The following is a 26,876-nucleotide window of genomic DNA, read 5'->3' on the forward strand; positions in this document are numbered from 1 at the left end:
CCTGAGCAGTTCGGACGAATACGCCTCAGGCGATGCGGACAGAGTGACAGACTGGCCACGCCCATAAGCGTCGAGTTACCGAAGTGGGCCGCCATGAGTGAGAACAGTGGTATGCATGTGCTCGAAGACGGACAGATTCGAGCATCGGATCTGCGTCCGCTGCTTGCCGCGATGACCGCCGCACGGGACGGCGACTTCAGCAAGGTGCCGGAAACGGGGCACGGGCTGGTGGCCGACCTCAGCACGATGTTCAACCAGATCATGGACCGCAGCACCCACTTCAACTCCGAGGTGCAGCGTGTCCGCCGGGAGTTGGTACGGCACGGGCGGCTCGACGAGCGCCTTTCGGCCAGCCCTGGCCAGGGCGGCTGGACGGCGCGCGTCAACGACGTGAACCAGCTGCTCGACGCCCTGGTGGCCCCCGCGGCGAACGCGACCCGGGTCCTCGACGCGGTGGCCGGCGGCGACCTGACCCAGCGGGTCGATCTGCACGACGGAAACCGCCAACTCCGCGGCGACTTGCGCAGACTGGGCCGCGCCGTCAACAAGATGGTCGACCAGCTCTCCCTCTTCACCGGCGAGGTCACCCGCGTCGCCCGCGAGGTCGGCACCGAGGGGCGGCTCGGTGGCCGCGCCAAGGTGACCGGCCTGTCGGGCAGTTGGCGGGATGTGACCGAGGCGGTCAACACGATGGCCTCCCGCCTGACGGCACAGGTGCGGGACATCGCCCTGGTGACCACGGCGGTGGCGCGCGGCGACCTGACCCGCACGGTGACCGTCGAGGCGACCGGCGAGCTCCTCGAACTGAAGCTCACCGTGAACACCATGGTCGATCAGCTCTCCGCCTTCGCCGACGAGGTCACCCGCGTCGCCCGCGAAGTCGGCACCGAGGGCCAGTTGGGCGGTCGCGCGCAGGTGCGGGGCGTGAGCGGGGTCTGGAAGGACCTCACCGACAACGTCAACTTCATGGCCTCGAACCTGACGTCCCAGGTCCGCAACATCGCCCAGGTCACGACGGCCGTGGCGAACGGCGACCTCAGCCAGAAGATCACGGTCGACGCGCAGGGCGAGATCCTCGAACTCAAGTCGACCATCAACACCATGGTCGACCAGCTCTCCGCCTTCGCCGACGAGGTCACCCGCGTCGCCCGCGAAGTCGGCACCGAGGGAAACCTCGGCGGCCGGGCGCAGGTGCGCGGAGTGAGCGGCGTATGGAAGGACCTCACCGACAACGTCAACTTCATGGCGGACAACCTGACGTCGCAGGTCCGCAATATCGCCCTCGTCTCCACCGCCGTGGCGCAGGGCGACCTCGGCAAGAAGATCACCGTCGAGGCGAAGGGCGAGATCCTCGAACTCAAGTCGACCATCAACACCATGGTCGACCAGCTCTCCGCCTTCGCCGACGAGGTCACCCGCGTCGCCCGCGAGGTCGGCACCGAGGGAAACCTCGGCGGCCAGGCCCAGGTACGCGGCGTGAGCGGCGTATGGAAGGACCTCACCGACAACGTCAACTTCATGGCCCTGAACCTGACGTCCCAGGTCCGCAACATCGCCCAGGTGACCACGGCGGTCGCGAACGGCGACCTGTCGAAGAAGATCACCGTCGACGCCCGCGGCGAGATCCTGGAGCTGAAGGACACCGTCAACACGATGGTGGAGCAGCTGCGCGCCTTCGCCGACGAGGTCACCCGCGTGGCCCGCGAGGTCGGCACCGACGGACGGCTGGGCGGCCGCGCCCAGGTGCTCGGCGTGTCCGGCGTCTGGCGCGATCTGACCGACAACGTCAACTACATGGCCGACAACTTGACCTCACAGGTACGGAACATCGCGCAGGTCGCGACAGCCGTGGCCCAGGGCGACCTGTCGAAGAAGATCGACGTGGACGCCCGCGGCGAGATCCTCGAACTGAAGACGACCATCAACACCATGGTCGACACCCTCTCCTCCTTCTCCTCCGAGGTCACCCGCGTGGCCCGCGAGGTGGGCTCCGAGGGCCAACTCGGCGGCCAGGCACGGGTGGAGGGCGTGTACGGCACCTGGAAGCGCCTGACGACGAACGTCAACGAGCTCGCCTCCAACCTCACCACCCAGGTCCGCGCGATCGCCGAAGTGGCGTCCGCCGTGGCTCAGGGCGACATGTCCCGCTCCATCACCGTGGAGACCCAGGGGGAGGTCGCCGAGCTGAAGGACAACATCAACCTGATGGTGGCCAACCTCCGCGAGACCACGCGCGCGAAGGACTGGCTGGAGTCGAACCTCGCCCGGCTCGCCGCGCTGATGCAGGGCCACCGCGACCTGATGGAGGTCGCCGACCTGATCCTGCGCGAGCTGACCCCACTGGTGAACGCGCAGTACGGCGCCTTCTTCCTGGCCGACCCGGAGGAGGACGGCACGTCACTGCGAACGGCGGTGCCCACCAAGGGACTCGCCTTCATCGCCGGGTACGGCTCGGCGCAGGGCGCGACCGTCGACACGGGCGGCATGCCGGTGCACGGGCTGGTCCGGCAGGCGGCCCGCGAGAAGAAGCGGATCCTCGTCGAAGAGGCGCCGCCGGACTACATCAAAATCAACAGCGGTCTCGGCGAGGCGGCCCCGGCGAGCGTCGTGATCATCCCGATCCTCTTCGAGGACAAGCTGCTCGGCGTCATCGAACTCGCCTCCTTCTCCCGCTTCTCCGACGTCCACCTGGCCTTCTTCGACCAGTTCGTGAACACCATCGGCGTCGCCATCAACACCATCATCGCCAACTCCCGTACGGAGTCCCTGCTCGGCGAGTCCCAACGGCTGGCCATCCAGCTCCAGGACCGATCGGACGAACTCCAGTCACAGCAGGCCGAGTTGCAGCGCTCGAATGCCGAACTAGAGGAGAAGGCCGCCCTGCTGGCGACCAGCTCGCAGTACAAGTCCGAGTTCCTGGCGAACATGTCGCACGAGCTGCGCACACCGCTCAACTCGCTGCTGATCCTCGCCCGGCTGCTCTCCGACAACCCGGACGGCCATCTCTCCGACCAGGAAGTGCAGTTCGCGACCACGATCCACCGCTCGGGCTCCGACCTCCTCCAGCTGATCAACGACATCCTGGACCTGTCGAAGATCGAGGCCGGCCGGATGGACGTACGCCCCAAGAGGCTCCCCCTCATCAAGCTCCTCGACTACGTCCATGCGACCTTCCGCCCGCTCACCCTGGACCGCGGGCTCGCCTTCGAGGTGGCGGTCGGTGAGGACGTACCGCGGGAGATGTACTCGGACGAGCAGCGGCTCCAGCAGATCCTGCGCAACCTGCTCTCCAACGCGATCAAGTTCACCGCGACCGGCCGCGTCGAACTGCGCGTCAACCGCCTCAAGGACCCGGAGCACAACTTCACCCGCGAGAACAGCGACGACGTGATCGCCTTCGCGGTCTCCGACACCGGCATCGGCATCGCCGCGGAGAAACTCCCGGTGATCTTCGAGGCGTTCCAGCAGGCCGATGGCACCACCAACCGCAAGTACGGCGGCACGGGCCTCGGTCTGTCCATCAGCCGGGAGATCGCCGGGCTGCTCGGCGGCCGGATCATCGCGGAGAGCAAGCCCGGCAAGGGCTCCACCTTCACGCTGTACGTGCCTGTCGTGAGCCCCGGGCACACGGCGACCGGCCCCGCCCCCGAGGACCGCCAGGTGCACGTGCCCGAGCAGCTGTCCAGCGAGCCGTACACCGCGCACGACACCGACGACACCTGGCCGGCACCCACCAAACTGGAGGCATGGAAGTCCGGCCGGGCAGGCCAAGTCCTGCCGGGCCGACGGGTGTTGATCGTGGACGACGACATCCGCAACGTCTTCGCGCTCACCCATGTGCTGGGCCGCGTCGGTATGCCCGTCCTCTACGCGGAGAACGGTCGCGAGGGCATCGAGACGCTTGAGCGCAATCCCGACGTCGAACTCGTCCTGATGGACATCATGATGCCGGAGATGGATGGATACGAGACGATCTCCGCCATCCGCCGCACCCCGCGCTGGACCGGCCTGCCCATCGTCGCGCTGACCGCGAAGGCGATGCCCGGCGACCGCGAGAAGTCCATCGCACGGGGCGCCAACGACTACGTACCGAAACCGGTGGACGTCGACCAGCTCCTCACCGTCGTCTGTGCCCTCCTCGACCCGGAGAGCGCGGACGAGCCGGAGCAGGACGCCGCGGACGGTGCGGTTGTACCGGGACCGAGCACATCAGGGGAGTCCGCGGTTCCACCGACGACTGAGTGAGGCAACAGTCATCATGAGCGCTGAGGAAACGACCGACGAGCGCGCCAGCATCCTTCTTGTCGACGACATGGAGGACAACCTGATCGCATTAGAGGCCGTCCTGGGGTCCCTCAACGAACCGCTGGTGCGCGCGCGTTCCGGCGAGGAGGCGATGAAGGCCCTGCTGCGGCAGCGGTTCGCCGTCGTCCTGCTCGACATCCGGATGCCGGGCATGGACGGCTTCGAGACCGCCGCGAACATCAAGCGGCTCGACCAGACGAAGGACGTTCCCATCATCTTCCTGACGGGCACGGACGCCGACGCGGGCTACGCATTCCGCGGGTACGCGACCGGCGCCGCCGACTATCTGACGAAACCCTTCGACCCCTGGGTCCTGCGCGCCAAGGTCACCGTCTTCCTCGACCTGCACCGCAAGAACCAGCAGCTGGAGCGGATGCTCGCACGCGAACAGGAGCAGTTCGACGAGCTCTCCAATCGCCTGAAGAAGATCGAGACGCACATGGCGGCCAGCAGCCTCCAGGACGTCTTCGAACTGCGCCATCAGGTACGCCAGATGGCGGAGCTGCTGAGAGACATGCGGAGGGGGCGGGGCCTGTAGCCCCGCCCCGGGCGCCGGGCGAGGTCCGGCCTCGCGTGGACCGCGCGAGTTCCGGCCTCGCGTGCGCCCCTTGAGGTCAGGCCTCGCGCGTTCCCGCGTACATCTCGTCGATCAGGTGCTTGGCTGCAACACCACGGGGGGCGACCCCCGCACCCCCAGCAGGTCCAGGGGGGCGCCCCGAGCCGAGTGACTACGCCTCGCGCGTCCCCGCGTACATCTCGTCGATCAGGTGCTTGGCTGCAACACCACGGGGGGCGACCCCCGCACCCCCAGCAGGTCCAGGGGGGCGCCCCGAGCCGAGTGACTACGCCTCGCGCGTCCCCGCGTACATCTCGTCGATCAGGTGCTTGGCTGCAACACCGCGGAGGGCGACCCCCGCACCCCCAGCAGGTCCAGGGGGGCGCCCCGAGCCGAGTGACTACGCCTCGCGCGTTCCCGCGTACATCTCGTCGATCAGGTGCTTGTACTCCCGCTCGACGACCGGCCGCTTCAGCTTCAGGCTGGGCGTGATCTCACCGTGTTCGACGTCGAGGTCGCGCGGCAGGAGGCGGAACTTCTTGATGGTCTGCCAGCGCTGGAGGCCTTCGTTGAGTTCCTTGACGTAGCCCTCGACAAGGGCGACGGTGGCGGGCGCGGCGACGACGTCGGCGTACGACTTGCCCCCCAGGCCGTTCTCCTTCGCCCAGTCCAGGATGGACGGCTCGTCGAGAGCGATGAGCGCGGTGCAGAAGTTCCGGTCGGCGCCGTGCACGAGGATGTTGGAGACGTACGGGCAGACGGCCTTGAACTGGCCCTCGACCTCGGCGGGCGCGATGTACTTGCCGCCGGACGTCTTGATGAGGTCCTTCTTGCGGTCGGTGATGCGCAGGTAGCCGTCGGGGGACAGCTCGCCGATGTCGCCCGTGTGGAACCAGCCGTCCGGCTCCAGGACCTCGGCGGTCTTCTCGGGCAGCCCGTGGTAGCCCTCCATGATGCCGGGACCGCGCAGCAGGATCTCGCCGTCGTCCGCGATGCGCACCTCGGTGCCGGGCAGCGGCTTGCCGACGGTGCCCGTGCGGTACGCCTCGCCGGGGTTCACGAAGGAGGCCGCGGAGGACTCCGTGAGGCCGTACCCCTCCAGGATGTGGATGCCGGCGCCCGCGAAGAAGTAGCCGATCTCGGGCGCGAGCGCGGCCGAGCCGGAGACGCAGGCGCGCAGGTTGCCGCCGAAGGCCTCGCGGATCTTGGCGAAGACGAGCGCGTCGGCGACCTTGTGCTTGGCGCCGAGTGCGAAGGGGACGGAGGCGGTGCCGGTGCGGCGGAAGTTGTCCTGGCTGGTCTTGGCGTACTCGCGGGAGATCTCGGCGGCCCACTGGAAGATCTTGTACTTGACGCCTCCGCCTGCCCGCGCCTTGGCCGCGACCCCGTTGTAGACCTTCTCGAAGATGCGCGGGACGGCCGCCATGTACGTGGGCTGCACGACCGGCAGGTTCTCGATGATCTTGTCGACGCGGCCATCGACGGCGGTGACGTGGCCGACCTCGATCTGACCGGAGGTGAGCACCTTGCCGAAGACGTGCGCGAGCGGCAGCCACAGGTACTGCACGTCCTCGCCGCTGACCAGCCCGGTCGCGGCGATGGCCTTCGCCATGTACGCCCAGTTGTCGTGCGGGAGACGGACGCCCTTGGGGCGACCCGTGGTGCCGGAGGTGTAGATGAGGGTCGCGAGCTGCTCCGCGGTGATCGCGCCGACCTTCTCCTTGATCAGGTCGGGGTTCTTCTCCAGGTAGGCGGCGCCGCGCGCCTCCAGCTCGGCGAGCGTGAGCACCCAGTCGCCGGTCTCGACGCCGGCCGGGTCGATGACGACCACATGGGTCAGCTCGGGCAGCTCGGCGCGCTTCTCCTGGGCCTTGGCGAGCTGCGCCGCGTCCTCCGCGATGAGCACCTTGCTCTCGGAGTCGGAGAGGATGAACGCCGACTCCTCGGCGTTGGTCTGCGGGTACACGGTCGTCGTGGCCGCGCCCGCGCACATGATTCCGAGGTCGGCCAGTATCCACTCGACCCGGGTGGAGGAGGCGAGCGCGACGCGCTGCTCCGGCCGCACACCCAGTTCGATCAGACCGGCCGCGATGCCGAAGACCCGCTCGGCGGCCTGCGCCCAGCTCAGCGACTTCCACTCGTCCGGGCCCTCGCCCGAGGCGGGTGGCACCGGGTAGCGGTAGGCCTCGGCGTCCGGTGTGGCCGCCACGCGTTCCAGGAAGAGGGCCGCCACGGACGGCGGACGGTTCTCGATCAGGGTCTGTGTGTCGCTCACGACATCCTCCGGTGCCCGCGACAGTGCGTGTGTCTGGCTCGGCCGGCTGTTGGCTGCTGCCAACTGCTGTCTCTTGGCTGCCGACTACTGCTGTGCGGCTGGCTGGTTGCGGCTGTTGTTTAACTCGCGAGTAACCATCGAGCAGAGATCAGAGTAAAGCGCGTCCGGCCAGTGCGTAAGGGGCGGCGGCCTGTCACTTCCTACAGACAGCAACCCTACGCACGCGTACGGGCTCGCCGCGCCGAAGCGCGACGAGCCCGCATTGTGTCCGAGTTTCCGGGGGTAACAGACGACTGTTCCCGAGGAACGGACGACTACTTCTTGCCCTTGGCAGAGCCACCGCTGTCGTCGCTGGACAGCACGGCGATGAAGGCCTCTTGCGGAACCTCCACAGAGCCCACCATCTTCATCCGCTTCTTGCCTTCCTTCTGCTTCTCCAGCAGCTTCCGCTTACGGGAGATGTCACCGCCGTAGCACTTGGCCAGGACGTCCTTGCGGATGGCACGGATGGTCTCGCGGGCGATGACCCGGGAGCCGATGGCCGCCTGGATGGGCACCTCGAAGGCCTGCCGCGGGATGAGCTCGCGCAGCTTGGCGACGAGCCGCACACCGTACGCGTACGCCTGGTCCTTGTGCGTGATCGCCGAGAAGGCGTCCACCTTGTCGCCGTGCAGCAGGATGTCGACCTTGACCAGGCTGGAGGTCTGCTCGCCGGTGGGCTCGTAGTCGAGCGAGGCGTAACCGCGGGTCTTGGACTTCAGCTGATCGAAGAAGTCGAAGACGATCTCGGCGAGCGGCAGCGTGTAACGGATCTCGACCCGGTCCTCGGACAGATAGTCCATGCCGAGCAGGGTGCCGCGCCGGGTCTGGCACAGCTCCATGATCGAGCCGATGAACTCGGAGGGCGCGAGGATCGTGGCGCGTACGACGGGCTCGTACACCTCGCTGATCTTCCCCTCCGGGAACTCGCTCGGGTTGGTGACCGTGTGCTCGGTCCCGTCCTCCATGGCCACGCGGTACACGACGTTCGGCGCGGTGGCGATGAGATCGAGTCCGAACTCACGCTCCAGCCGCTCACGAATGACGTCCAGGTGCAGCAGCCCCAGGAAGCCGACACGGAAACCGAAGCCGAGAGCAGCGGAGGTCTCGGGCTCATAAACGAGCGCGGCGTCGTTGAGCTGCAGCTTGTCGAGGGCGTCTCGCAGCTCGGGATAGTCGGACCCGTCCAGCGGATACAGCCCGGAGAAGACCATGGGCTTGGGGTCCTTGTACCCGCCGAGCGCCTCGGTCGCGCCCTTGTGCAGGGTGGTGATGGTGTCACCGACCTTGGACTGGCGGACATCCTTCACGCCAGTGATCAGATATCCCACCTCGCCGACCCCGAGCCCGTCGGCCGGAAGCATTTCCGGCGAGTTGGTCCCGATCTCCAGGAGCTCGTGCGTGGCTCCCGTGGACATCATCCGGATCCGCTCACGCTTGTTGAGCTGCCCGTCGATGACTCGTACATACGTCACGACACCCCGGTAGGAGTCGTACACGGAGTCGAAGATCATCGCGCGGGCGGGCGCGTCGGCGACGCCGACCGGTGCCGGGATCTCGGCGACGACCTTGTCCAGCAGCGCCTCGACACCGAGCCCGGTCTTGGCGGAGACGCGCAGCACGTCGCCGGGCTCGCAGCCGACGAGATTCGCGAGCTCCTCGGCGAACTTCTCGGGCTGCGCGGCCGGCAGATCGATCTTGTTGAGTACGGGGATGATCGTGAGGTCGTTCTCCATCGCGAGGTAGAGATTCGCGAGGGTCTGGGCCTCGATGCCCTGGGCGGCGTCGACGAGGAGGATGGTCCCCTCGCAGGCGGCGAGCGACCGGGACACCTCGTATGTGAAGTCCACGTGCCCAGGGGTGTCGATCATGTTGAGGATATGGGTGTTGCCCGGGTCCTCGGTCGGCGCCCAGGGCAGACGGACCGCCTGGGACTTGATCGTGATGCCACGCTCGCGCTCGATGTCCATGCGGTCGAGGTACTGGGCACGCATCTGCCGCTGCTCGACCACCCCGGTCAACTGGAGCATGCGGTCGGCGAGCGTGGACTTGCCGTGGTCGATGTGCGCGATGATGCAGAAATTGCGGATCAGAGCCGGGGCGGTACGGCTCGGCTCGGGCACATTGTTAGGGGTCGCGGGCACGCAGGGTCCTGTCTCTTGAGGCGCCTGTCGCCTCGGGTCGGATCGATACGTAGGCTCCATGGTCCCACGGGTGGGGAGCTGCGACCGGTTTGGGCCGCATGATCCGATGGCTTCGGGCCGCGGGAGCGGGCAGCCGACGACCGGTTTGGGCTGGTCCTACGACGGCTGGTAGCCTGGGTCGCTGTGTCTCATGCCCTCTCTGCAGGAGGCACACCCCAAGGAAATCAAAACGGCGAGTGAGACGTGCTGTCTCGCGCGCCTGAACCTGTAAAGGCTCATTTCGTGGCGAACATCAAGTCCCAGATCAAGCGGATCAAGACCAACGAGAAGGCCCGGCTGCGCAACAAGGCCGTCAAGTCTTCCCTGAAGACCGCGATCCGCAAGGCCCGCGAGGCCGTTGCCGCGGGTGACGCCGAGAAGGCCACCGAGTACACGCGCGCCGCGTCGCGCGCCCTCGACAAGGCCGTCTCGAAGGGCGTCATCCACAAGAACCAGGCCGCCAACAAGAAGTCGGCGCTTGCTTCGAAGGTCGCTTCCCTCAAGGGCTGAGTCGGCTGAGCCCTGCTGGGCTCACCCCTGACTTGACCACCGGAAAGGACCAAGCGGGCCCTCTGACCCACTCCTGACCGGCACCCCCGGATCCGTGCGCGTCCTGCGTTCGCAAGCCTGGGGAACGTTCCATCCACCGTGAGGACACGTCGAGCCCTCTACCTCGACTCACGGACAGACATCGTGGTCGCCACGCCGCGTACAGTGCCCCCGGACCCACTTCGGGGGCATTGCTGTATCCACCTGCGGAAACGCCGAAGCCCGCTCGCGGGAACTCTCCTCCGTGGCGGGGCTGTGGTCGGGAGGACGGATTCGAACCGTCGGTCCCTGGCGTTTGAGGACGGGGCCGTCCAGGCCGATACAGAGGGTCTGGGCGCGGAGTCCCCAACGGACGATGGGGTCGTCCCCCTTGCTCGAGCGAAGCCGCGAGCTTGGGGAGCGTGGGGGCGGAGGGGCGGAGGGGCGAAAACCCTCGGCCGACACCACCGCCGGAACCCGCCGACACCACCGCCGGGAACCTAACCCCGACGAGACCGAGCCGCCCGAGCGATGACAACAACCGCCTTCTCCAGGGCGTACTCGGGATCATCCCCACCACCCTTGACGCCGGCATCGGCCTCCGCGACGGCCCGCAGCGCAACGGCGACCCCATCAGGAGTCCACCCCCGCATCTGCTGCCGCACCCGATCAATCTTCCACGGCGGCATCCCGAGCTCGCGCGCAAGGTCGGCAGGACGCCCCCCACGGGCGGAGGACAGCTTGCCGATGGCCCGCACCCCCTGCGCCAACGCGCTGGTGATCATCACGGGCGCAACCCCCGTGGACAGAGACCACCGCAATGCCTCCAACGCCTCCGCGGCCCGCCCCTCCACGGCCCGATCAGCAACCGTGAAGCTCGACGCCTCAGCCCGCCCCGTGTAATACCGCCCGACGATGGCCTCATCGATCGTCCCCTCGACATCGGCGGTCAGCTGAGACACCGCGGAAGCCAGCTCCCGCAGATCACTCCCGATGGAATCGACGAGCGCCTGACAGGCCTCCGGCGTGGCAGACCTCCCCAGCGCCCGGAACTCCCCCCTCACGAACGCCAGCCGATCCGCCGGCTTCGTCATCTTGGGGCACGCCACCTCCCGCGCCCCCACCTTGCGCGCGGCGTCGAGCAGTCCCTTGCCCTTGGCGGCACCCGCGTGAAGCAGCACAAGGGTGATTTCCTCGGCCGGAGCCTCCAGGTACGCCTTGACGTCCTTGATGGTGTCGGCCGACAGATCCTGCGCATTGCGTACGACCACGACCTTGCGCTCGGAGAAGAGCGACGGACTCGTCAGCTCGGCAAGCGTGCCGGGCTGCAACTGGTCCGCGGTGAGGTCCCGTACATCCATGTCGGCGTCGGCGGCCCTGGCGGCGGCCACCACCTCCTGCACGGCACGGTCGAGCAGGAGATCCTCCTGGCCCACGGCAAGCGTGACGGGGGCGAGAGGGTCGTCATGTGCTGTCTTCCTGGCCATCAACGAAAGCATCCCATGCGCCACTGACAACGCGGACCGGTCGGACCGCCCTCCCCCCGCGGAGCGCTACGGCTCCTCACGCCAGCCGTCCCACTCCCCCGCGAACTCGTCCAGCTCCCGCGGGTCGAGCCGCTCCTTGGGGTCCGTCAGGACCACCAGCCACTGGGCGTCCTCGGCATCGTCCTCACCGGCCAGCGCGTCCCGCACGAGCTGCGGCTCCTCATCGAGCCCGAACCGGTCACCGAGCGCCTCCGCCGCCTCTTCCGCTGCATCGCGGTCGGGCAGCACCAGCACATGTCTCACATCACTCACATGGACATTTTCCGATACGCCCCACAGCCCCGACGACGGGGTCTGCCCTCGCGGCAGCCATGCCCGAGCGCCATGTCAGCCCGGGTCTCTCTCCCCCCAGCCACCGCACCTCCCACAGCCGCCACACCTGCCTCACCGCCTCACCGCCGCACCCGCCGCACCCGCCGCACCCGCCTCAGCCGATGCGCCCCTGGCTCCGACGCGCCTCCCGACTCCGACGCGCCTCCCGCGGCAATGGCACCTCCCGCCCCTCACCTCACCTCACTCCCGCGCCTTCCTCACCTCCGGCACCTCGTCCAACTCGATCCCGAAGCGCTCCCGATACGTGGCCAGCACCTCCTCGTCCGTGGCCAGTTCCGACACCTCCTTCGTCCCGTCGGCCGTCGTCACCGTGAAGCTCCGCCCGCTGAGCGTGATCCTCCCCCCGTCCTTCGTGACCCGCGAACAGACCAGCGACCGCCCGAAATGCGACACCGGCGAGGTGCTGTGCCACCAAGCCCCCACGACGAAGTCCCCCAGCACCCGCGGCCGCACCTCCAGGCGGTACTGCGCCTTGTCGTTCCGGATGACGTCGAGGTCCTCGCCCTCGCGCGAACCGCCGACGCCGCGAACCCCCGCAGCGTCCGGCCCCGACTCGACGACCCGGAACGTCCCGCCCGGATCCTCCTGTTCCCCTCTCTCCCCGAAGGCCAGCGGGTAGGCGCTGTGCGCCCCGAACCCAACGTCGGCCAGCCAGTCGCCCCCGTCCACCGTCCTCACCCGCAACACGAGATGGTCGTACGGAATCCCGAGCCGCCCCTCCTTGCCGTACACCCGCGCCGCGAGCAGCGTCACGTCGAAGCCCAGCGCCCCCAGCAACGCCCCGAACGCCCCGTTCAGTTCGTAGCAGAACCCGCCCCTGCGAGCGCCCACCAGCTTGTCCACCAGGCTGTTCTCCTCCAGCACGATCTCCTCACCAAGGTGGATCGACAGGTTCTCGAACGGCACCGTCTGCAGATGGCGCAGCTGTAGCTCCCGGAGCACATCGGACGTGGGCCACGCGGGGTGCTGGGCCCCGATCCGGCGGAGGTAGGCGTCGGCCTGTGCGGAATTCATGAGTTCAGTCTCTCGCCACACTCAACCCTCCGCCCGCACCGACGACGGCCAGCGCCCCGTCCTCGTCCGTCCGCAGCACCACCGCACCTCCGGCCCGCAGCGCCGCGACGGTGCTCGGCGCGGGATGCCCGTAGGGGTTGTCCTTGCCGCACGAGATCAGCGCGAGGCGCGGAGACACCCTGCGTATGAGGTCCGGGTCCTGGTAGGCCGAGCCGTGATGGGCGACCTTGAGAACATCCACTCCTTCCAGCTCAGCGGCCGTCGGCGATCTCAACAGGGCGCGCTGGGCCGGGGGTTCGAGGTCGCCGAGCAACAGCAGCCGCAGTCCCGCCGACCGTACGATCAAGGCGACACTGGCGTCGTTCGGGCCGTCCGGCATCGGGGCCGGGCTCGGAGGCGGCCACAACACCCGCCAGTCGAGGTTTCCCGTGCGCCGCCGCTCCCCCGCCACGGCCCGAGTCACGGGGATGTGCCGTGTCGCCGCCTCCCTTCGTACGAACTCGACCTGGTCCGGCGGCTCTTCGAAGCCGGTCGTCTCGATCGCGCCCACCGAACGCCCGCGCAGCACGCCCGGCAGCCCCGCGACATGATCGGCGTGGAAGTGCGTCAGTACGAGGAGCGGAATCCTGGTGATGCCGAGCGCGCTCAGGCAGCGGTCGACCAACACGGGATCGGGCCCGGCGTCCACCACCACCGCTGCGCCGTCGCCCGCCGAGAGCACCGTCGCGTCCCCCTGCCCCACGTCGCACATCGCGAACCGCCAGCCGGGCGGTGGCCACCCCGTGATCACCCTGGTGAGAGGCGGTGGCTGCACCACGACCAGCACAAACAGCAGCACGCAGACGCCGCTCAGCCACGGATGTCTCAGGAGCCGTCGCCCGACTAGCACGACCACCGCCGTGAAGAGAGCGAGTAGCAGCGCCCCCGCCCAGCTGCCCGGCCAGTCCACTCCCCCTCCGGGCAGAGCCGCCCCGGTACGCGCGATGTCCGCGATCCACCGAGCGGGCCAACTCGCGCACCACGCCAGGGCCTTGGCGACTGGCATCGCCACTGAGGCCGTCGCCAGCGTCGCGAAGCCCAGCACCGTGGCCGGCGCGACCGCGAACTCCGCGAGCAGATTGCACGGCACCGCCACCAGGCTCACCCGAGCCGACAGGACGGCGACCACCGGGGCGCACAGAGCCTGCGCCGCGGCGGCCGCGGCGAGCGCCTCGGCCAGACGCGGCGGCACACGTCGCCTCTGGAGCGCCGCGCTCCACCGCGGGGCGAGGGTGAGCAGGGCGCCAGTCGCCAGGACGGAGAGCAGGAAGCCGTAGCTACGGGCCAGCCACGGGTCGTACAGCACCAGCAGCAGGACGGCCGTGGCCAGCGCGGGAATCAGCGATCGGCGGCGCCCGGTCGCGATGGCGAGCAGTGCGATCGATCCGCAGGCCGCGGCCCGCAGCACACTCGGATCCGGTCGGCAGACGATCACGAAGGCGAGCGTGAGCGCTCCGCCGAGCAGCGCGGTCGCCCGGAGCGGAATACCGAGCCGCGGTGCGAGACCCCGCCGCTCGGCACGCTGGGCCAGGCCCGGCGGTCCGATGAACAGGGCGATCAGGATCGTGAAATTACCGCCGCTGACGGCCAGGAGGTGCGTGAGATCGGTCGCCTTGAACGCGTCGTCCAACTCCGGCGTTACTCGCGAGGTGTCCCCCACGACCAGCCCGGGCAGCAGCGCCCGCGCGTCCGTCTCCAGCCCGTCGGTCGCCTCCCGCAGGCCTGCACGCAATCGACCGGCGAACCGCTGCGACGCGGACGGCTCTCCCACCACCTCGGGCGGCGCGCCGCCCCGCACTCGCAGAACGCCCGCGATGTCATCGCCGTCCGACAGGGCGGGCACGAGCCGCGCCGACACCCGCAGCCGCGTGGACGGCAGCAGCGACAGCCAGGGCGAACCCTCAGAACCCCCGCCGGAGAGCCGAGGCGAATCCCTTGGCGAGCGCGCGTCGACGATCACCAGCACCGGCGCACGGGTCGCCACGACCGTCCCGTCCGCTTGCGTCACCCGCCTGACCTCCGCGTCCAGCAGTAAGGCCGTCGGAGCCATGTGATCCCCCTTGATCCGGGGCCGGGTGATCCGCGGATCGGAGGTGATCTCCACCTCTGCGGTCACGCTGGCGAACTGCCTTGCCAGGGCAGGAACGGGCCCGCGTCGCAGATCCGCCCCGTGCAACCCCGCCGAGGCCGCGGCCGCGGCGACACAGAGCAGCGCTGCGGCAACGGAGACCCGCCGCCACGAACCCGCCCCCTCTCCCCCGTGTCCCTTCGCGCCGCGCGTCCCTCTCCGCCCTGCCACCAGCAGCACGACGGCCACGACCAGGGAGACCGCGACCTCACCCGTGACCCAGCCGAGCGGGGCGCCCACCGTCACAGCAGCCGTCACCCACGCCGCCAGAGCGGGCGGCACGAGCCGGAGATCCGTCGGTCCCTCCTCCCGGGGGTGCGAGGCCCCTAACCGCTTGCCCGAGGCGGCATGCACCGGGCATCGACTCGCGGCACCGGGGATGCTTGGCCGGTTCGGCGCGGCGCGCTCCGGCACCTCGGGATCCTCCGGCCCGCTCGGTGCCCTCGTCTCCTCCCGCCCTCTCGGCGCTGTCGCCTCCTCCCGCCCTCCAGGCGCCTTCGTCTCCCTCCGCTGCTTTGCCTGCTGCGGCACCTTCGCCGCCTCTGGCGCCTCCGGCCCGGTCATGGCCGTACCAGATTCCGAAGATCGGAGAACCGGCGATCCCCGATTCCATTCACCTCGCGGAGCTCGTCGACCGAGCGGAAGCCGCCGTGCTGGGTGCGGTAGTCGATGATGTGCTGGGCCAGGACGGGGCCCACGCCCGGGAGACTGTCGAGTTGGTCCACTGTGGCCGTGTTGAGCGCGACCGGAGCGGAGGGTGCCGCGCCGGCGGCGGATCCACCTGTGCCAACTGGGCCCGTGCCGCCTGGGCCTGGTCCCGCGACAGGCGCGGGAGCACCGACCACGATCTGTTCGCCGTCCACAAGGAGGCGCGCGCGGTTGAGACCGTCGGTGTTCGTACCGGGTCGAACCCCGCCCGCCGCGCGCAGCGCGTCCGCGACCCGGGAACCGGACGGCAACCGTTGGAGCCCAGGGCTGCGCACCTTGCCGCTGACGTCCACGACGATCGCGGTCCCTCCTGCGCCAACGGGGCCAGACGCTCCGGCCGAGGCATCCGGTCCCGCGTCCGACTGCTCCCCCTGTCCAGCCCTTCCGCCGTAGGGAGCCGCCGCACGCACCACCTCGGGGGCCCGGACCGACTGAGTTCTGCCGACCCAGAAGTGCTGCACCGCGAAGACCGCGGCGACGACCAGCACCACGGTGAGTGCGGCCAAGCTCTTGCGCTCAAGACCACACCTCGACTGCAGCCACAGCGGCATCCGCTCCCGCACGGCAGGCCCGACCCGGTCCCGCCAGGACGCCCCCGACTCCGCCGTACTCGACACGACTTCGGCGTGCGCGTGCGCGTCCATGTCCGCATGCGTGTCCGTGTCCGGGTGCCTGACCGTGCGCCTGTCCGTGTCTCTGTCTGCGGGCTCGATAGAAGCCGCACCCATGTCCGGCGCGTCCCGGTCCGCCGCCACGGCACCGCTGACCCGGGAGCCGCCAGAGCCCAGTAACCCGCGGGCCCAGGCCCCTTCAGAGCCCGGCACCTCCGGCGCCCAGGACTCTTCAGGGTTCACCACCCCACGTGCCCGAGCGCGAGCAGAGCTCAGCCTCCCGTGCACCCCGACGCCACCAGACCTCGGCGTCCCATGCACCCCGGCGCCCAGCGTCCCGTGCACCCCGACGCCACCAGACCTCAGCCTCCCTTGCACCCCGGCGCCGGCAGGATGCAGGCTTCCACCCGCCGTTGACCCGCCGCGCCCCAAGGACCCGCCGACCCGGTTCTCCAGTCCCCACACATCGGCAACGCCCAATCCCACCGCGGTGCTCGCCCGCGGCCCGTGTCCCCCATCGCGGTCCGCCCCCGGCGGTCCGTTCCCCAACTCACGCCACTCTCCGGCCCTTTCGGCGAAGAGTGCCTCGGCGCGCAGCCGGAGTGCCTCGGCCGATGCCTCGCGGCGTCGGGCCCGGCCGCGCGGGTGGCGGCGGCGATGGCGGCTGCGGCCGTCGGAGACGGGGCCGCGACCCGGACCGCTGGTGGGTGTGGCTGTGCGTGAGCGTGATCGAAGTGCCATGCGACGAGGATCGGACACCTCGGCACTCTCGCGATGATCTTGCTCAATTCCGGTGGGCTACCGCCCAGTTGTGGATAACTCCGCCACCCACATGAGTGGTGCGCGCTCACCGAGGCGAGACAACCGCCCCCAGCAGCCCAGGCCCCGTGTGCGCCCCAATCACCGCGCCGACTTCGCTGACATGCAGATCGGCCAGGCCAGGAACGCGCTCCCGCAACCGGTCCGCGAGAGCCGAGGCCCGATCCGGGGCGGCCAAGTGGTGGACGGCGATGTCGACCTGAGCGCTGCCGGCACGCTCGGCCACGATCTCCTCCAGCCGGGCGATCGCCTTGGACGCCGTCCGTACTTTCTCCAAGAGTTCGATGCGGCCGTCGTCCAGCTGCAGCAGCGGCTTCACCGCGAGCGCGGAGCCCAGCAGTGCCTGTGCGGCTCCGATCCGGCCGCCGCGGCGCAGATAGTCGAGGGTGTCGACGTAGAAGTACGCGGAGGTGCCCGCGGCCCGCTTCTCCGCGGCCGCGACCGCTTCGTCGATCGTGCCGCCCGACTCCGCGGAGACGGCCGCGGCCAGGGCACAGAACCCGAGGGCCATCGCGACCATCCCGGTGTCCACCACCCGCACGGGCACCGGGGCCTCACGTGCCGCGAGTACCGCGGCGTCGTACGTGCCCGAGAACTCGGACGACAGATGGAGGGAGACAATGCCGGTGGCCCCGGACTCGGCAACCTTGCGGTAGGTCGCGGCGAAGAGCTCGGGGCTGGGCCGGGACGTCGTGACGGGCTGCCGCTTCTGCAGCGCCTGGGCCAGGGAGCGAGCCGAGATCTCGGTGCCCTCTTCGAGTGCCTGGTCGCCGAGGACCACGGTCAGGGGCACCGCTGTGATGCCGTGACGCTCCATCGTCCGCGGCGGCAGGTAGGCCGTTGAATCGGTGACGATCGCGACATGGCGGGACATGAGCTGGAGGTTACCTGTCGGGGCGGGCGGGCGGCAGCCCGGCCCCTCCCACCTGCGGCTGGAGCGGCCGGATCAAGTCGTGCTTTCGGGACGGGGCTTCTTCTGCCAGGGGTAGGCGGGGCGTCGGCCGGGCGGTGTGATGGCGGAACGCGTCGGCTCCTCGTCCTCGGCCGTCCGGGACTCCGTGCTGTCCGGCCAGGTCTGCCCGCCGGAAGTGGCCGCGTCCGGCGCCGGTGCCTCGGGCCAGGAAGCCGCGGGCTTCGGCTCGGTCGTCCAGTGCCGCAGTGCGCCGGCCTCCACGTCTATTTGGGCGCTCAGCGAGTCAAGGTCATCGTCCGCGAAGCGACGTGCCCGGTCGCGCGCGGCCCAGCGCAGCGAGTCCGCCGACTGTGTGATCCGCTCGGTGCGCTCGCGCAGTCCGGGCAGCCGCGAGGCGAGCGCGCCCCGGTCGGGCTCGGTCTCCAGGCGCTTGAGCTCGTCGTCCAGTTCGTGCCCATGCACGCTGAGCCGCTCGAAGAGGCCCAGGGACTCCTTCAGCGACTCGTCCTCCGCCACGCCTGCGTGCAGCGCGTCCTGCGTGGCCCGCATCGAGGTGCGCAGCTTCAGGCGGAGCTGGGCCAGCTCGCCCAGCGGGCCCGGCTGGGCAAGGGTCTTGGCGCGCAGGGTGGTGTCCTCGACCGTGCGTCGCGCCTGCGAGATCGTACGGTCGACACCGCGTTTGGCGGCGCCGATCACCTTCACCGTGGCATACGCGCCCAGCACCACGAACAGCAGGAAGAGCAGGGCGATAACTGTGATCACGGCTTCCACCACGCTCCTCCTCCAACCGGTCGCGACAGCTGCCGCCGCGCCCTTCAACGGTAAACGCTGCGGGCAGGTTCGGAGTTCCAGAAGAACCCCGAACCTGCCCGTAGGGGACTACCCCGAGCCGGCCAGAACCGGACAGACCGAGTCGGCCGCACCCGGAAAGACGCGGCGGCCGAGCCGAAGCCCACCCGCCACGCTCACCAGCCGAAACGACTAAGCCGTCACGATGTTCACCAGCTTCGGCGCCCGCACGATCACCTTGCGGATCCCCGCGCCGTCCAGCGCCGCGACGACCTTCTCGTCGGCCAGCGCGACCTTCTCCAGTTCCTCGTCGGAGATCGACGGGGAGACCTCCAGGCGCGCCTTGACCTTGCCCTTGATCTGCACGACGCAGGTCACGGTCTCATCCACCACGTAGGCCGGGTCGGCGACCGGGAAGTCCTGGTGGACCACCGAGTCGGTGTGACCCAGCTTGCGCCACAGCTCCTCGGCGATGTGCGGCGCCAGCGGCGCGATCAGCAGCACCAGGGCCTCGGCGACCGTCCGCGACACCGGACCGCCCGCCTTGGTCAGATGGTTGTTCAGCTCGGTGACCTTGGCGATGGCGGTGTTGAACCGCATGCCCTCCAGGTCCTGGCGTACGCCGTCGATGGCCTTGTGCAGAGCACGCAGCGTCTCCTCGTCCGGCTCGGCGTCGACGACCGTGACCTCACCGGTCGCCTCGTCGACGACGTTGCGCCACAGCCGCTGCAGCAGCCGGAACTGGCCCACCACCGCGCGCGTGTCCCACGGCCGGGACACGTCCAGGGGACCCATCGCCATCTCGTACAGGCGCAGCGTGTCCGCACCGTACTCGGCGCAGATCTCGTCCGGAGTGACCGCGTTCTTCAGGGACTTGCCCATCTTGCCCAGCAGCCGGGAGACCTTCTCGCCCTGGTAGTAGTACGCGCCGTCGTGCTCCTCCACCTCGGCGGCGGGCACCGCGATGCCACGGCTGTCGCGGTACACGTAGGCCTGGATCATGCCCTGGTTGAACAGCTTGTGGAACGGCTCGGCCGAGGAGACGTCCCCCAGGTCGAACAGGACCTTCGACCAGAAGCGCGCGTACAGCAGGTGCAGCACGGCGTGCTCGGCGCCGCCGACGTACAGGTCGACGCCGCCGTGCGGCTGGCCCTCACGCGGGCCCATCCAGTACTGCTCGATGGCCGGGTCGACCAGCTTCTGGTCGTTGTGCGGGTCCAGGTAGCGCAGCTCGTACCAGCAGGAACCGGCCCAGTTGGGCATCGTGTTGGTCTCGCGGCGGTACTGCTGCGGACCACGGCCGTCGCCCAGGTCCAGGGTGACGTTGACCCAGTCCTCGTTGCGGGACAGCGGCGTCTCCGGAGACGTGTTCGCGTCGTCCGGGTCGAAGGTGCGCGGCGAGTAGTCCTCGACCTCCGGCAGCTCCAGGGGCAGCATCGACTCGGGCAGCGCGTGCGCGATGCCGTCCTCGTCGTAGACGATCGGGAAGGGCTCGCCCCAGTAGCGCTGACGGCTGAACAGCCAGTCGCGCAGCCGGAAGTTGACCGTGCCCTCGCCGATGCCCTTGCGCTCCAGCCACTCCGTGATGCGCGCCTTGGCGTCGACGACGCCCAGGCCGTCCAGGGAGACCTCGTCACTGGACGAGTTGACGATCCTCGCGTCGTACGAGGCGAAGGCGTCGTCCCAGGTCGACGCGTCCGTGCCACGGTCGTCGGAGGGCTCCACGACGCACCGCATCGGCAGCTCGAAGGCGCGCGCGAAGGCGAAGTCGCGGGTGTCGTGCGCCGGGACGGCCATGATCGCGCCGGTGCCGTAGCCCATCAGTACGTAGTCGGCGATGAAGACGGGGATCTGCTCGCCGTTGACCGGGTTGGTCGCGAACGCGCCGGTGAAGACACCGGTCTTGTCCTTGGCCTCGGCCTGGCGCTCGACGTCGGACTTCGAGGCGGCCTGCGCGCGGTAGGCGGCGACGGCCTGGGCCGGGCTCGCGTGCCCGCCCGTCCAGACCTCGTGGGTGTTCTCGGGCCAGGTGGCCGGGGTGAACTTCTCGACCAGCGGGTGCTCGGGCGCCAGCACCATGTAGGTCGCCCCGAACAGGGTGTCCTGGCGCGTCGTGAAGACCGTGATCGCTTCACCGTCGATCGGGAAGTCGACGCGGGCGCCCTCGGAGCGCCCGATCCAGTTGCGCTGCTGCAGCTTGATGGCCTCGGGCCAGTCCAGCGCGTCCAGGTCGTCCAGCAGACGGTCGGCGTACGCCGTGATCCTCATGTTCCACTGGCGCAGCTTGGCCTTGAAGACGGGGAAGTTGCCGCGCTCGGAACGGCCGTCGGCGGTGACCTCCTCGTTGGCCAGTACGGTGCCCAGTCCGGGGCACCAGTTCACGGGCGCGTCGGAGGCGTACGCCAGGCGGTATCCGCTCAGGACGTCGGCACGCTCGGCGGCGCTCAGCTCGTTCCACGCGCGCGTGGCGCCGTCGATGGCCGGTACGGCACGCTCACCGCTCTCGAACTGGGCGACCAGCTCGGAGACCGGGCGGGCCTTCTTGGCCTCGTCGTCGTACCAGGAGTTGAAGATCTGCACGAAGATCCACTGGGTCCACTTGTAGTAGTCCGGATCGATCGTGGCGAACGACCGGCGCTTGTCGTGGCCCAGGCCCAGCGCGCGCAGCTGGACCTTCATGTTCTCGATGTTGGCCTCGGTGGACACGCGCGGGTGCGTGCCCGTCTGCACGGCGTACTGCTCGGCAGGCAGACCGAAGGCGTCGAAGCCCAGGGTGTGCAGGACGTTGTGGCCGGTCATCCGCTGGAACCGGGCGAATACATCGGTGGCGATGTAGCCCAGGGGGTGACCGACGTGCAGGCCCGCACCGGACGGGTACGGGAACATGTCCATGATGAACTTCTTGGGCTTGGCGACCAGCTCGGGGTCCCCGGCCAGGTCGCCGCTCGGGTTCGGTGCCTCGTACGTGCCCTCGGCGTCCCAGAAGTCCTGCCAGCGTGCTTCGATCTCAGCGGCCAGGGCGGCCGTGTAGCGGTGCGGCGCTGCCACCTCGGCGGTGGCAGCGGTATTCGTCTCGCTCATGATCCTCAAAGCTCCATCGATCGTCTCTGCCAGCGGAAATGAAAAATCCCCTCGCACAGGAGGGGACGCCGCGCCGATTCCGACCACGATTCCTCAGCGGTCGGGACTGATCAGCGCGGCTCGCTAAGCAGAAGGCGTACGGCACGCATGGCGTCAGGGTACCGCAGCCCCCGCGGGCGCCGCGACGAGCTTCCAGGGACCGTTCGGCACGCCGTGCCACCCCTTCGACCGCCGTGCGATCACCGGAAAAGCTGAACGATATTCAAAAGTTACCTGGCGTAACGGACGCTAAGGGGCAACACAAAGAGCTCATTGCCCTTTGATAACAACGCAATAACTCAAACCTCGTACCCATCGGTATGGCTCGACTTAGAGTGCCGCTTCGGGACCGCTTCCCCGAACCGTTGGGAGTAACCCCCCATGAACCCTCGTCGCAACAACAGCTCGCTACCCCGACCGGGCCGCTCGGCCTACGGGGTGCTGACGGCTGCCGCTCTGTTGCTCATACCCATGGTCGTGCTGGTCGGAGGCGACAGCCTGCGCGACTTCCTCAACTTCGGCGCCGGCGTGCTGTCGCTGGTCGCCCTCACCTGCTCCGTGGTGTGGGGCCTCGTCGCCACCGACCGGCTGTTCCTCAACACGCGTCAGCGGCTGGTCGCCCAGGCCGTGCACAGGACGACCGCCGTCTCCTCGGTCGCCTTCCTCCTGCTGCACATCACGGTCAAGCTGGCACTCGACCACACCACTCTGGTCGCCGCGCTGATCCCCTTCGGGCTCGGCATCACGGGCACCAACGGCCTCATCGGCTTCGGCTCCCTGGCCGGCCTGCTCATGATCTTCACGGCCATCACCGGCGCGCTGCGCAGCGCCTTCGCGTCCCCCGCGCCGGTCGCGGCACGCTGGCGGGCCGTGCACATGCTGGCGTATCCGGCCTGGTGCTCCGCCCTGGTGCACGGCCTGTACGCGGGACGCCCCGCGAAGACGTACGTCACGGTGCTCTACAGCCTCTGCCTGGTCGCCGTGATGGGCGCCCTGGCGCTGCGCTCGGCCTCCGGCCCCGTCAAGCGCAAGGTCGCCGACCGGATTCTGGCGATCATCGGGGAGAACAACAGCCCGGGCGCCCGCGCCCGCGAGGAGCTGGAGGCATCCCGTGCCGCCGCCGCGGACTCTTCGCTGCCGGGCTTCGCCGCGCGCTCCGCCCAGGCTCAGTCCGTGGGCGACTCGTTCGTGCCCCCGCAGCGCACCCAGTCCCCCTCGCCGCTGTACGAGGCCGCGCCCGACCCGGCGACCACGGGGAGCGTGCCCGGCTTCGCGGCCGCCTACCGGGCGGTATCCGGCGGGGCGTCCGGCGGAGACGGCTTCGGCCCCACGCCGACCGAGCGCTTCCAGATGCCCATGGACATGCAGCCCACCGAGTCGTTCCCGCGCGTCGACGGCAGCAGCCCGTCGGGCAGTTGGCCCATCCCCTCCCCGCCCCCCGTCGGCGAGGCGCCCCAATCGGCGTACGACCCCCTCAACGACACGGGATACAACATCCCTGTCTATGACAATTCGGCCGCCAATGCCTACGGCACGAGTGACGTGTACGACACCGGTGAGACGAACCCCGCCTACGGCACGTACAACACCAACGACACGTACGACAGCGGTCCCACGACTGAAGTACTGCCGGGCGCCTTCGACGCTCCTGGCTCCGGTGAACCATGGAACGCCCCTTCCGGAGGCTTTTAAGTGAACGAGGCCCTGCCCGACGTCCCGGAGGTCCGCGTCGTCGGGCTTCCGCAGCTCACGTCGGGCTTCGACCTGGTTGAACGACTGGATCTCCCCATGCACCTCAAGGTGCACGGGCCGCTCGAACCCATGGGCGGTGAGCAGCTCGCGGGCCTCGCCGAGGCGATCTCCCTGAAGGGTCGCGGCGGGGCGGGCTTCCCCTTCGCCAAGAAGCTGCGCTCGGTCGCCGAGTCGGCCATCCAGAAGGGCATCCGCCCCGTGGTGGTCGTCAACGGAAGTGAGGACGAACCCGCCTGCCGCAAGGACACGGTGCTCATCAACCGTGCCCCGCACCTCATCCTGGACGGCGCCCTGCTGGCCGCGGAGGCCATGGGCGCCCGCACCCTGGTCGTCGGGGTGACACGTGCGTCCACGCAGGCCTCGATGGAAGCCGCGCTGGCCGAGCGCGGGCTGAGCAACCGGCGCGGAGCGCCCCTCCGCGCGCGCGTGCAGCGCAATCCGGTGCGCATGGTGACTGGAGCGGCCGCCTCGCTGATCCGGTCCGTCGACGGCGGCCCGGCAATCCCGCCCGGCCGCAAGATCAGCGCGTCGCAGAGCGGCGTCGGCGGCGCGCCCACGCTGCTGTCCAACGCAGAGACGTTCGCCCAGCTGGCCATCGCCGCACGCATCGGCCCTGACCGCTACCGCAACACGGGCCTGTACGACGAGCCCGGCACCGTCATGCTCACCGTCTCCGGCGCGGTCGCCCGCCCCATGGTGATCGAGGTCCCGACCGGCGTGCCGCTGCGCTACGTGCTCCAGCTCGCCGGCGCCCCTCCCATGCCCCAGGGCGTGCTGACCGGCGGCTACCACGGCAAGTGGCTGGACGCGGCGGCGGTCAACGAGGCGATCGTCTCGCGCAACTCTCTGGACGCCGTGGGCGGTGCGCTCGGCGCGGGCGCGATCCTCCCGATCAGCCAGCAGACGTGCCCGCTGGGCGAGTCACTGCGGGTCGCGCAGTGGCTGGCCGAGGAGAGCGCGGGACAGTGCGGTCCCTGCTACCTGGGTCTACCCGCCGCGGCGCGCGGCCTGGAGGACATCCTGAACGGCGGCGGCCCGGCAGCCCTGGAGGCCGTGAAGCAGGTCGCCAAGGCCGTGAAGCGGCGCGGTGCCTGCTCGCACCCGGACGGCTCGGCGATGTTCATCGAGTCGACCATCAAAGCATTCACGGACGACCTGGCCGCGCACGTCCTCGGCAATGGCTGCGGAAGGCCCGTGGAGGGCGTTCTGCCGCTCTTCGAGGGCGGCCAGGCCCCTACGGGCATCCCGGGCGGCCAGGGGCAGCAGGAGGCCGGCCCCAGCCGTCAGAAGATCTACGTCGACTGGACGCTGTGCCGGGGTCACGGACTGTGCGCGGACATCCTTCCGGAGGTCTTCGAACTGGGCGCCGACGGCTTCCCGACCGTCGCGCAGGCGCAGGTGCCCCGGTACGCGGAGGCGAAGGCCCTGCGCGCCGTACGTCGCTGCCCGGCGCTCGCGCTGCGCATCGAGGAGGACACCCGGTCCTCCGCCCCGGCGCGCAACAACCTGCCGGTCCTCTCCCAGGGGCGCGGCCGCCGGGCGCTCGGCAGCGGCCGCTGAACACGAAGAAGCGGGCCACCCTAATCGGGTGGCCCGCCTTCAACGTTTGTGGAGCTAAGGAGAATTGAACTCCTGACCTCCTGCATGCCATGCAGGCGCTCTACCAACTGAGCTATAGCCCCTTGCGGCCACGCGGCGGAGCCGCATGTTGACCGTGCCGCCCGGTTTCCCCGGCGGCGACGCCAACATTACACGGTCCTCCGGGTGCACCACCAAATCGTTTCCGTCCCGCGCAGACAATACGGACAAGCGGGATAGTGTCGGACTTCGTGACCGTGATCGCGCTCCCTCGTGTCCACCGCCGTGCGCCAGTCGCTCTGGGGGTGTGCCTGTTGTCGTTCGCGGCATTCTGGTGTGCGCAGCGGGCCGCGCACGTGTCGATGATCGACCTGATGGTGTACCGCGCGGAGGGCGAGACCGTCCGCGCGGGCGGCGACCTCTACGCGCTGCGCACGACCGAGGCCCATCTGCCCACCACCTACCCGCCGTTCGCGGCGCTCCTGTTCACACCGCTGACACTGCTGGACACGGCGGCCATGCGCACCCTGGCGACGGCCGGAAACCTGACTCTCCTTGTGGTGTTCGTGGCCCTCTCACTGCGACTCGTCGGCCACGCGCGTGTGGAGTGTGTCTGGTGGGTCGCCGCGGCCGCCGTGTGGTGCGAGCCGGTGTGGACGACGCTGCGGTACGGCCAGATCAATCTGCTGCTCGCCGTGCTGGTGCTGTGGGACCTGTCACGGCGCCCCGGACACCGATGTGCCGGAGTGGGCATCGGGATCGCTGCGGCGATCAAGCTGACGCCCGCGCTCTTCGCGGTGTCCCTGCTGGTCACCGGCGTCGTGGAGCACACGAAGCGGGGTTCCGGTGGGCTGTGGCTGCGGCACGCGCGGGGGGCCGCCGCCGCGTTCGCCGGCGCGACACTGCTGGCGGCGGCCGTCCTGCCGTACGACTCGTGGCGCTTTTGGACCCGCATGGTCTTCGCGGCGGGCCGGGTCGGGCTCGTCGAGGACACCGCGAACCAGTCGCTGCGCGGCGTCCTGGCCCGACTGCTGCACACCACGGAGCCCGGCGTCTGGTGGGGCGCGACCGCGGCTCTGGCGGGCGTCACGGGCCTCGCGATCAGTGTGGCCGCCGAGCTGCGTGGGCGGCGCGCCTGGGCGACGACCTCCTGCGCGGTGACGGCCCTGCTGGTGAGTCCGGTGTCGTGGTCGCACCACTGGGTGTGGTGCGTACCGATGGTGCTGGTCCTCGCGGCGAGGAGCCGGACGGCCGCCGTCTGCACGGCCCTGGCCTTCTGCACGTACGCGCTGTGGTGGGTGCCGCACGGGCCGGGCAGACTCGAACTGCACCAGGACGGCGCCGAGTTGACGCTGTCCGCCCTCTACGTAGGAACCGGTTTCGCTTTCCTGACCCTCATCGGGTTCAGGCTGTGGCGAACGAGTAGAACCGCTTGAGCGTGCAGTGCTCGTCGAGGAGCCGGCCGTAGATCGGCTCGCCCTCCAGCTCGCGGTACGTCTCGATCGGGTCGCCTTTTATGATCAGCGCCCGCGCGCACTCCTCGCACCAGTACTGGTAGTCGTGGTTGACCGGTTCCATGTCGCGGACGATCGGCGTACCACTGCCGCACCAATCGCACTTCCGCCTGTGTGCACCCATC

Annotated in this window: 17 protein-coding genes and 1 tRNA gene; 6 read left to right on the forward strand and 12 right to left on the reverse strand. The window is 69.5% G+C overall.

Annotation, left to right across the window (positions count from 1 at the left end):
- Nucleotides 1-93: 93 nt before the first annotated feature.
- Together ACZ4RZ_RS11910 and ACZ4RZ_RS11915 are read left to right on the forward strand one after the other, a co-directional pair.
- On the forward strand, nucleotides 94-4,245 hold the full coding sequence (locus tag ACZ4RZ_RS11910; protein ID WP_467743839.1) for a HAMP domain-containing protein: 4,152 nt from the start codon (nucleotides 94-96) through the stop codon (nucleotides 4,243-4,245).
- A gap of 13 nt (nucleotides 4,246-4,258) precedes the next feature.
- Nucleotides 4,259-4,843, forward strand: a complete 585-nt coding sequence (locus ACZ4RZ_RS11915) for a response regulator (RefSeq protein WP_467743840.1) — start codon at nucleotides 4,259-4,261, stop codon at nucleotides 4,841-4,843.
- Nucleotides 4,844-5,261: 418 nt separating this feature from the next.
- Here ACZ4RZ_RS11915 and ACZ4RZ_RS11920 read toward each other — a convergent pair whose 3' ends face one another.
- Both ACZ4RZ_RS11920 and lepA read right to left on the reverse strand, forming a co-directional pair.
- Nucleotides 5,262-7,136, reverse strand: coding sequence for an AMP-dependent synthetase/ligase (locus tag ACZ4RZ_RS11920; protein WP_467743841.1), 1,875 nt, complete (start codon nucleotides 7,134-7,136; stop codon nucleotides 5,262-5,264).
- Nucleotides 7,137-7,450: 314 nt separating this feature from the next.
- Nucleotides 7,451-9,319: a translation elongation factor 4 gene (gene lepA / locus ACZ4RZ_RS11925; RefSeq protein WP_467743842.1), complete on the reverse strand. Its 1,869-nt coding sequence runs from the start codon at nucleotides 9,317-9,319 to the stop codon at nucleotides 7,451-7,453.
- 282 nt (nucleotides 9,320-9,601) lie between these two features.
- On the opposite strand from lepA, the gene rpsT reads away from it, so the two are divergent.
- Nucleotides 9,602-9,868: a 30S ribosomal protein S20 gene (gene rpsT, locus ACZ4RZ_RS11930; protein ID WP_467743843.1), complete on the forward strand. Its 267-nt coding sequence runs from the start codon at nucleotides 9,602-9,604 to the stop codon at nucleotides 9,866-9,868.
- 518 nt (nucleotides 9,869-10,386) lie between these two features.
- On the opposite strand, the gene holA is transcribed toward rpsT, so the two are convergent.
- From holA to leuS, 8 genes are all read right to left on the reverse strand, one after another.
- Entirely contained in the window at nucleotides 10,387-11,373 is a 987-nt protein-coding gene (holA, locus tag ACZ4RZ_RS11935) for a DNA polymerase III subunit delta (protein WP_467743844.1), read from the reverse strand.
- 66 nt (nucleotides 11,374-11,439) lie between these two features.
- Complete coding sequence (locus tag ACZ4RZ_RS11940) at nucleotides 11,440-11,685, reverse strand: hypothetical protein (RefSeq protein WP_467743845.1); 246 nt, start codon at nucleotides 11,683-11,685, stop codon at nucleotides 11,440-11,442.
- 261 nt (nucleotides 11,686-11,946) lie between these two features.
- Nucleotides 11,947-12,780 carry an arylamine N-acetyltransferase family protein gene (locus ACZ4RZ_RS11945; protein WP_467743846.1) on the reverse strand — a complete coding sequence of 278 codons (834 nt, stop codon included), beginning with the start codon at nucleotides 12,778-12,780 and terminating at the stop codon, nucleotides 11,947-11,949.
- 4 nt (nucleotides 12,781-12,784) lie between these two features.
- Nucleotides 12,785-15,301, reverse strand: coding sequence for a ComEC/Rec2 family competence protein (locus ACZ4RZ_RS11950; RefSeq protein WP_467743847.1), 2,517 nt, complete (start codon nucleotides 15,299-15,301; stop codon nucleotides 12,785-12,787).
- 206 nt (nucleotides 15,302-15,507) lie between these two features.
- The gene (locus ACZ4RZ_RS11955; RefSeq protein ID WP_467743848.1) at nucleotides 15,508-16,383 is read right to left on the reverse strand and encodes a ComEA family DNA-binding protein; all 876 of its coding nucleotides are present in this window, start codon (nucleotides 16,381-16,383) and stop codon (nucleotides 15,508-15,510) included.
- 730 nt (nucleotides 16,384-17,113) lie between these two features.
- Nucleotides 17,114-17,959, reverse strand: coding sequence for a DegV family protein (locus tag ACZ4RZ_RS11960; RefSeq protein WP_467743849.1), 846 nt, complete (start codon nucleotides 17,957-17,959; stop codon nucleotides 17,114-17,116).
- A 72-nt stretch (nucleotides 17,960-18,031) separates the two neighbouring features.
- The gene (locus tag ACZ4RZ_RS11965; protein ID WP_467743850.1) at nucleotides 18,032-18,769 is read right to left on the reverse strand and encodes a hypothetical protein; all 738 of its coding nucleotides are present in this window, start codon (nucleotides 18,767-18,769) and stop codon (nucleotides 18,032-18,034) included.
- 210 nt (nucleotides 18,770-18,979) lie between these two features.
- The gene (gene leuS / locus ACZ4RZ_RS11970; protein ID WP_467743851.1) at nucleotides 18,980-21,868 is read right to left on the reverse strand and encodes a leucine--tRNA ligase; all 2,889 of its coding nucleotides are present in this window, start codon (nucleotides 21,866-21,868) and stop codon (nucleotides 18,980-18,982) included.
- Nucleotides 21,869-22,288: 420 nt separating this feature from the next.
- Between leuS and ACZ4RZ_RS11975 the strand changes: the two genes are divergently transcribed.
- On the forward strand, nucleotides 22,289-23,599 hold the full coding sequence (locus ACZ4RZ_RS11975) for a cytochrome b/b6 domain-containing protein (protein ID WP_467743852.1): 1,311 nt from the start codon (nucleotides 22,289-22,291) through the stop codon (nucleotides 23,597-23,599).
- Nucleotides 23,600-25,219, forward strand: coding sequence for an NADH-ubiquinone oxidoreductase-F iron-sulfur binding region domain-containing protein (locus ACZ4RZ_RS11980; protein WP_467743853.1), 1,620 nt, complete (start codon nucleotides 23,600-23,602; stop codon nucleotides 25,217-25,219). It begins immediately after the preceding gene.
- A gap of 49 nt (nucleotides 25,220-25,268) precedes the next feature.
- On the opposite strand, the gene ACZ4RZ_RS11985 is transcribed toward ACZ4RZ_RS11980, so the two are convergent.
- Nucleotides 25,269-25,341, reverse strand: a tRNA-Ala gene (locus ACZ4RZ_RS11985).
- Nucleotides 25,342-25,488: 147 nt separating this feature from the next.
- Between ACZ4RZ_RS11985 and ACZ4RZ_RS11990 the strand changes: the two genes are divergently transcribed.
- Nucleotides 25,489-26,673: a glycosyltransferase 87 family protein gene (locus ACZ4RZ_RS11990; protein ID WP_467743854.1), complete on the forward strand. Its 1,185-nt coding sequence runs from the start codon at nucleotides 25,489-25,491 to the stop codon at nucleotides 26,671-26,673.
- Here the strand turns inward: ACZ4RZ_RS11990 and ACZ4RZ_RS11995 are convergent.
- Nucleotides 26,642-26,875, reverse strand: a complete 234-nt coding sequence (locus ACZ4RZ_RS11995; RefSeq protein WP_010986886.1) for a hypothetical protein — start codon at nucleotides 26,873-26,875, stop codon at nucleotides 26,642-26,644. The genes ACZ4RZ_RS11990 and ACZ4RZ_RS11995 overlap by 32 nt on opposite strands.
- Nucleotide 26,876: the final 1 nt, after the last annotated feature.

Source organism: Streptomyces sp. NPDC027189 (genome assembly GCF_055566975.1).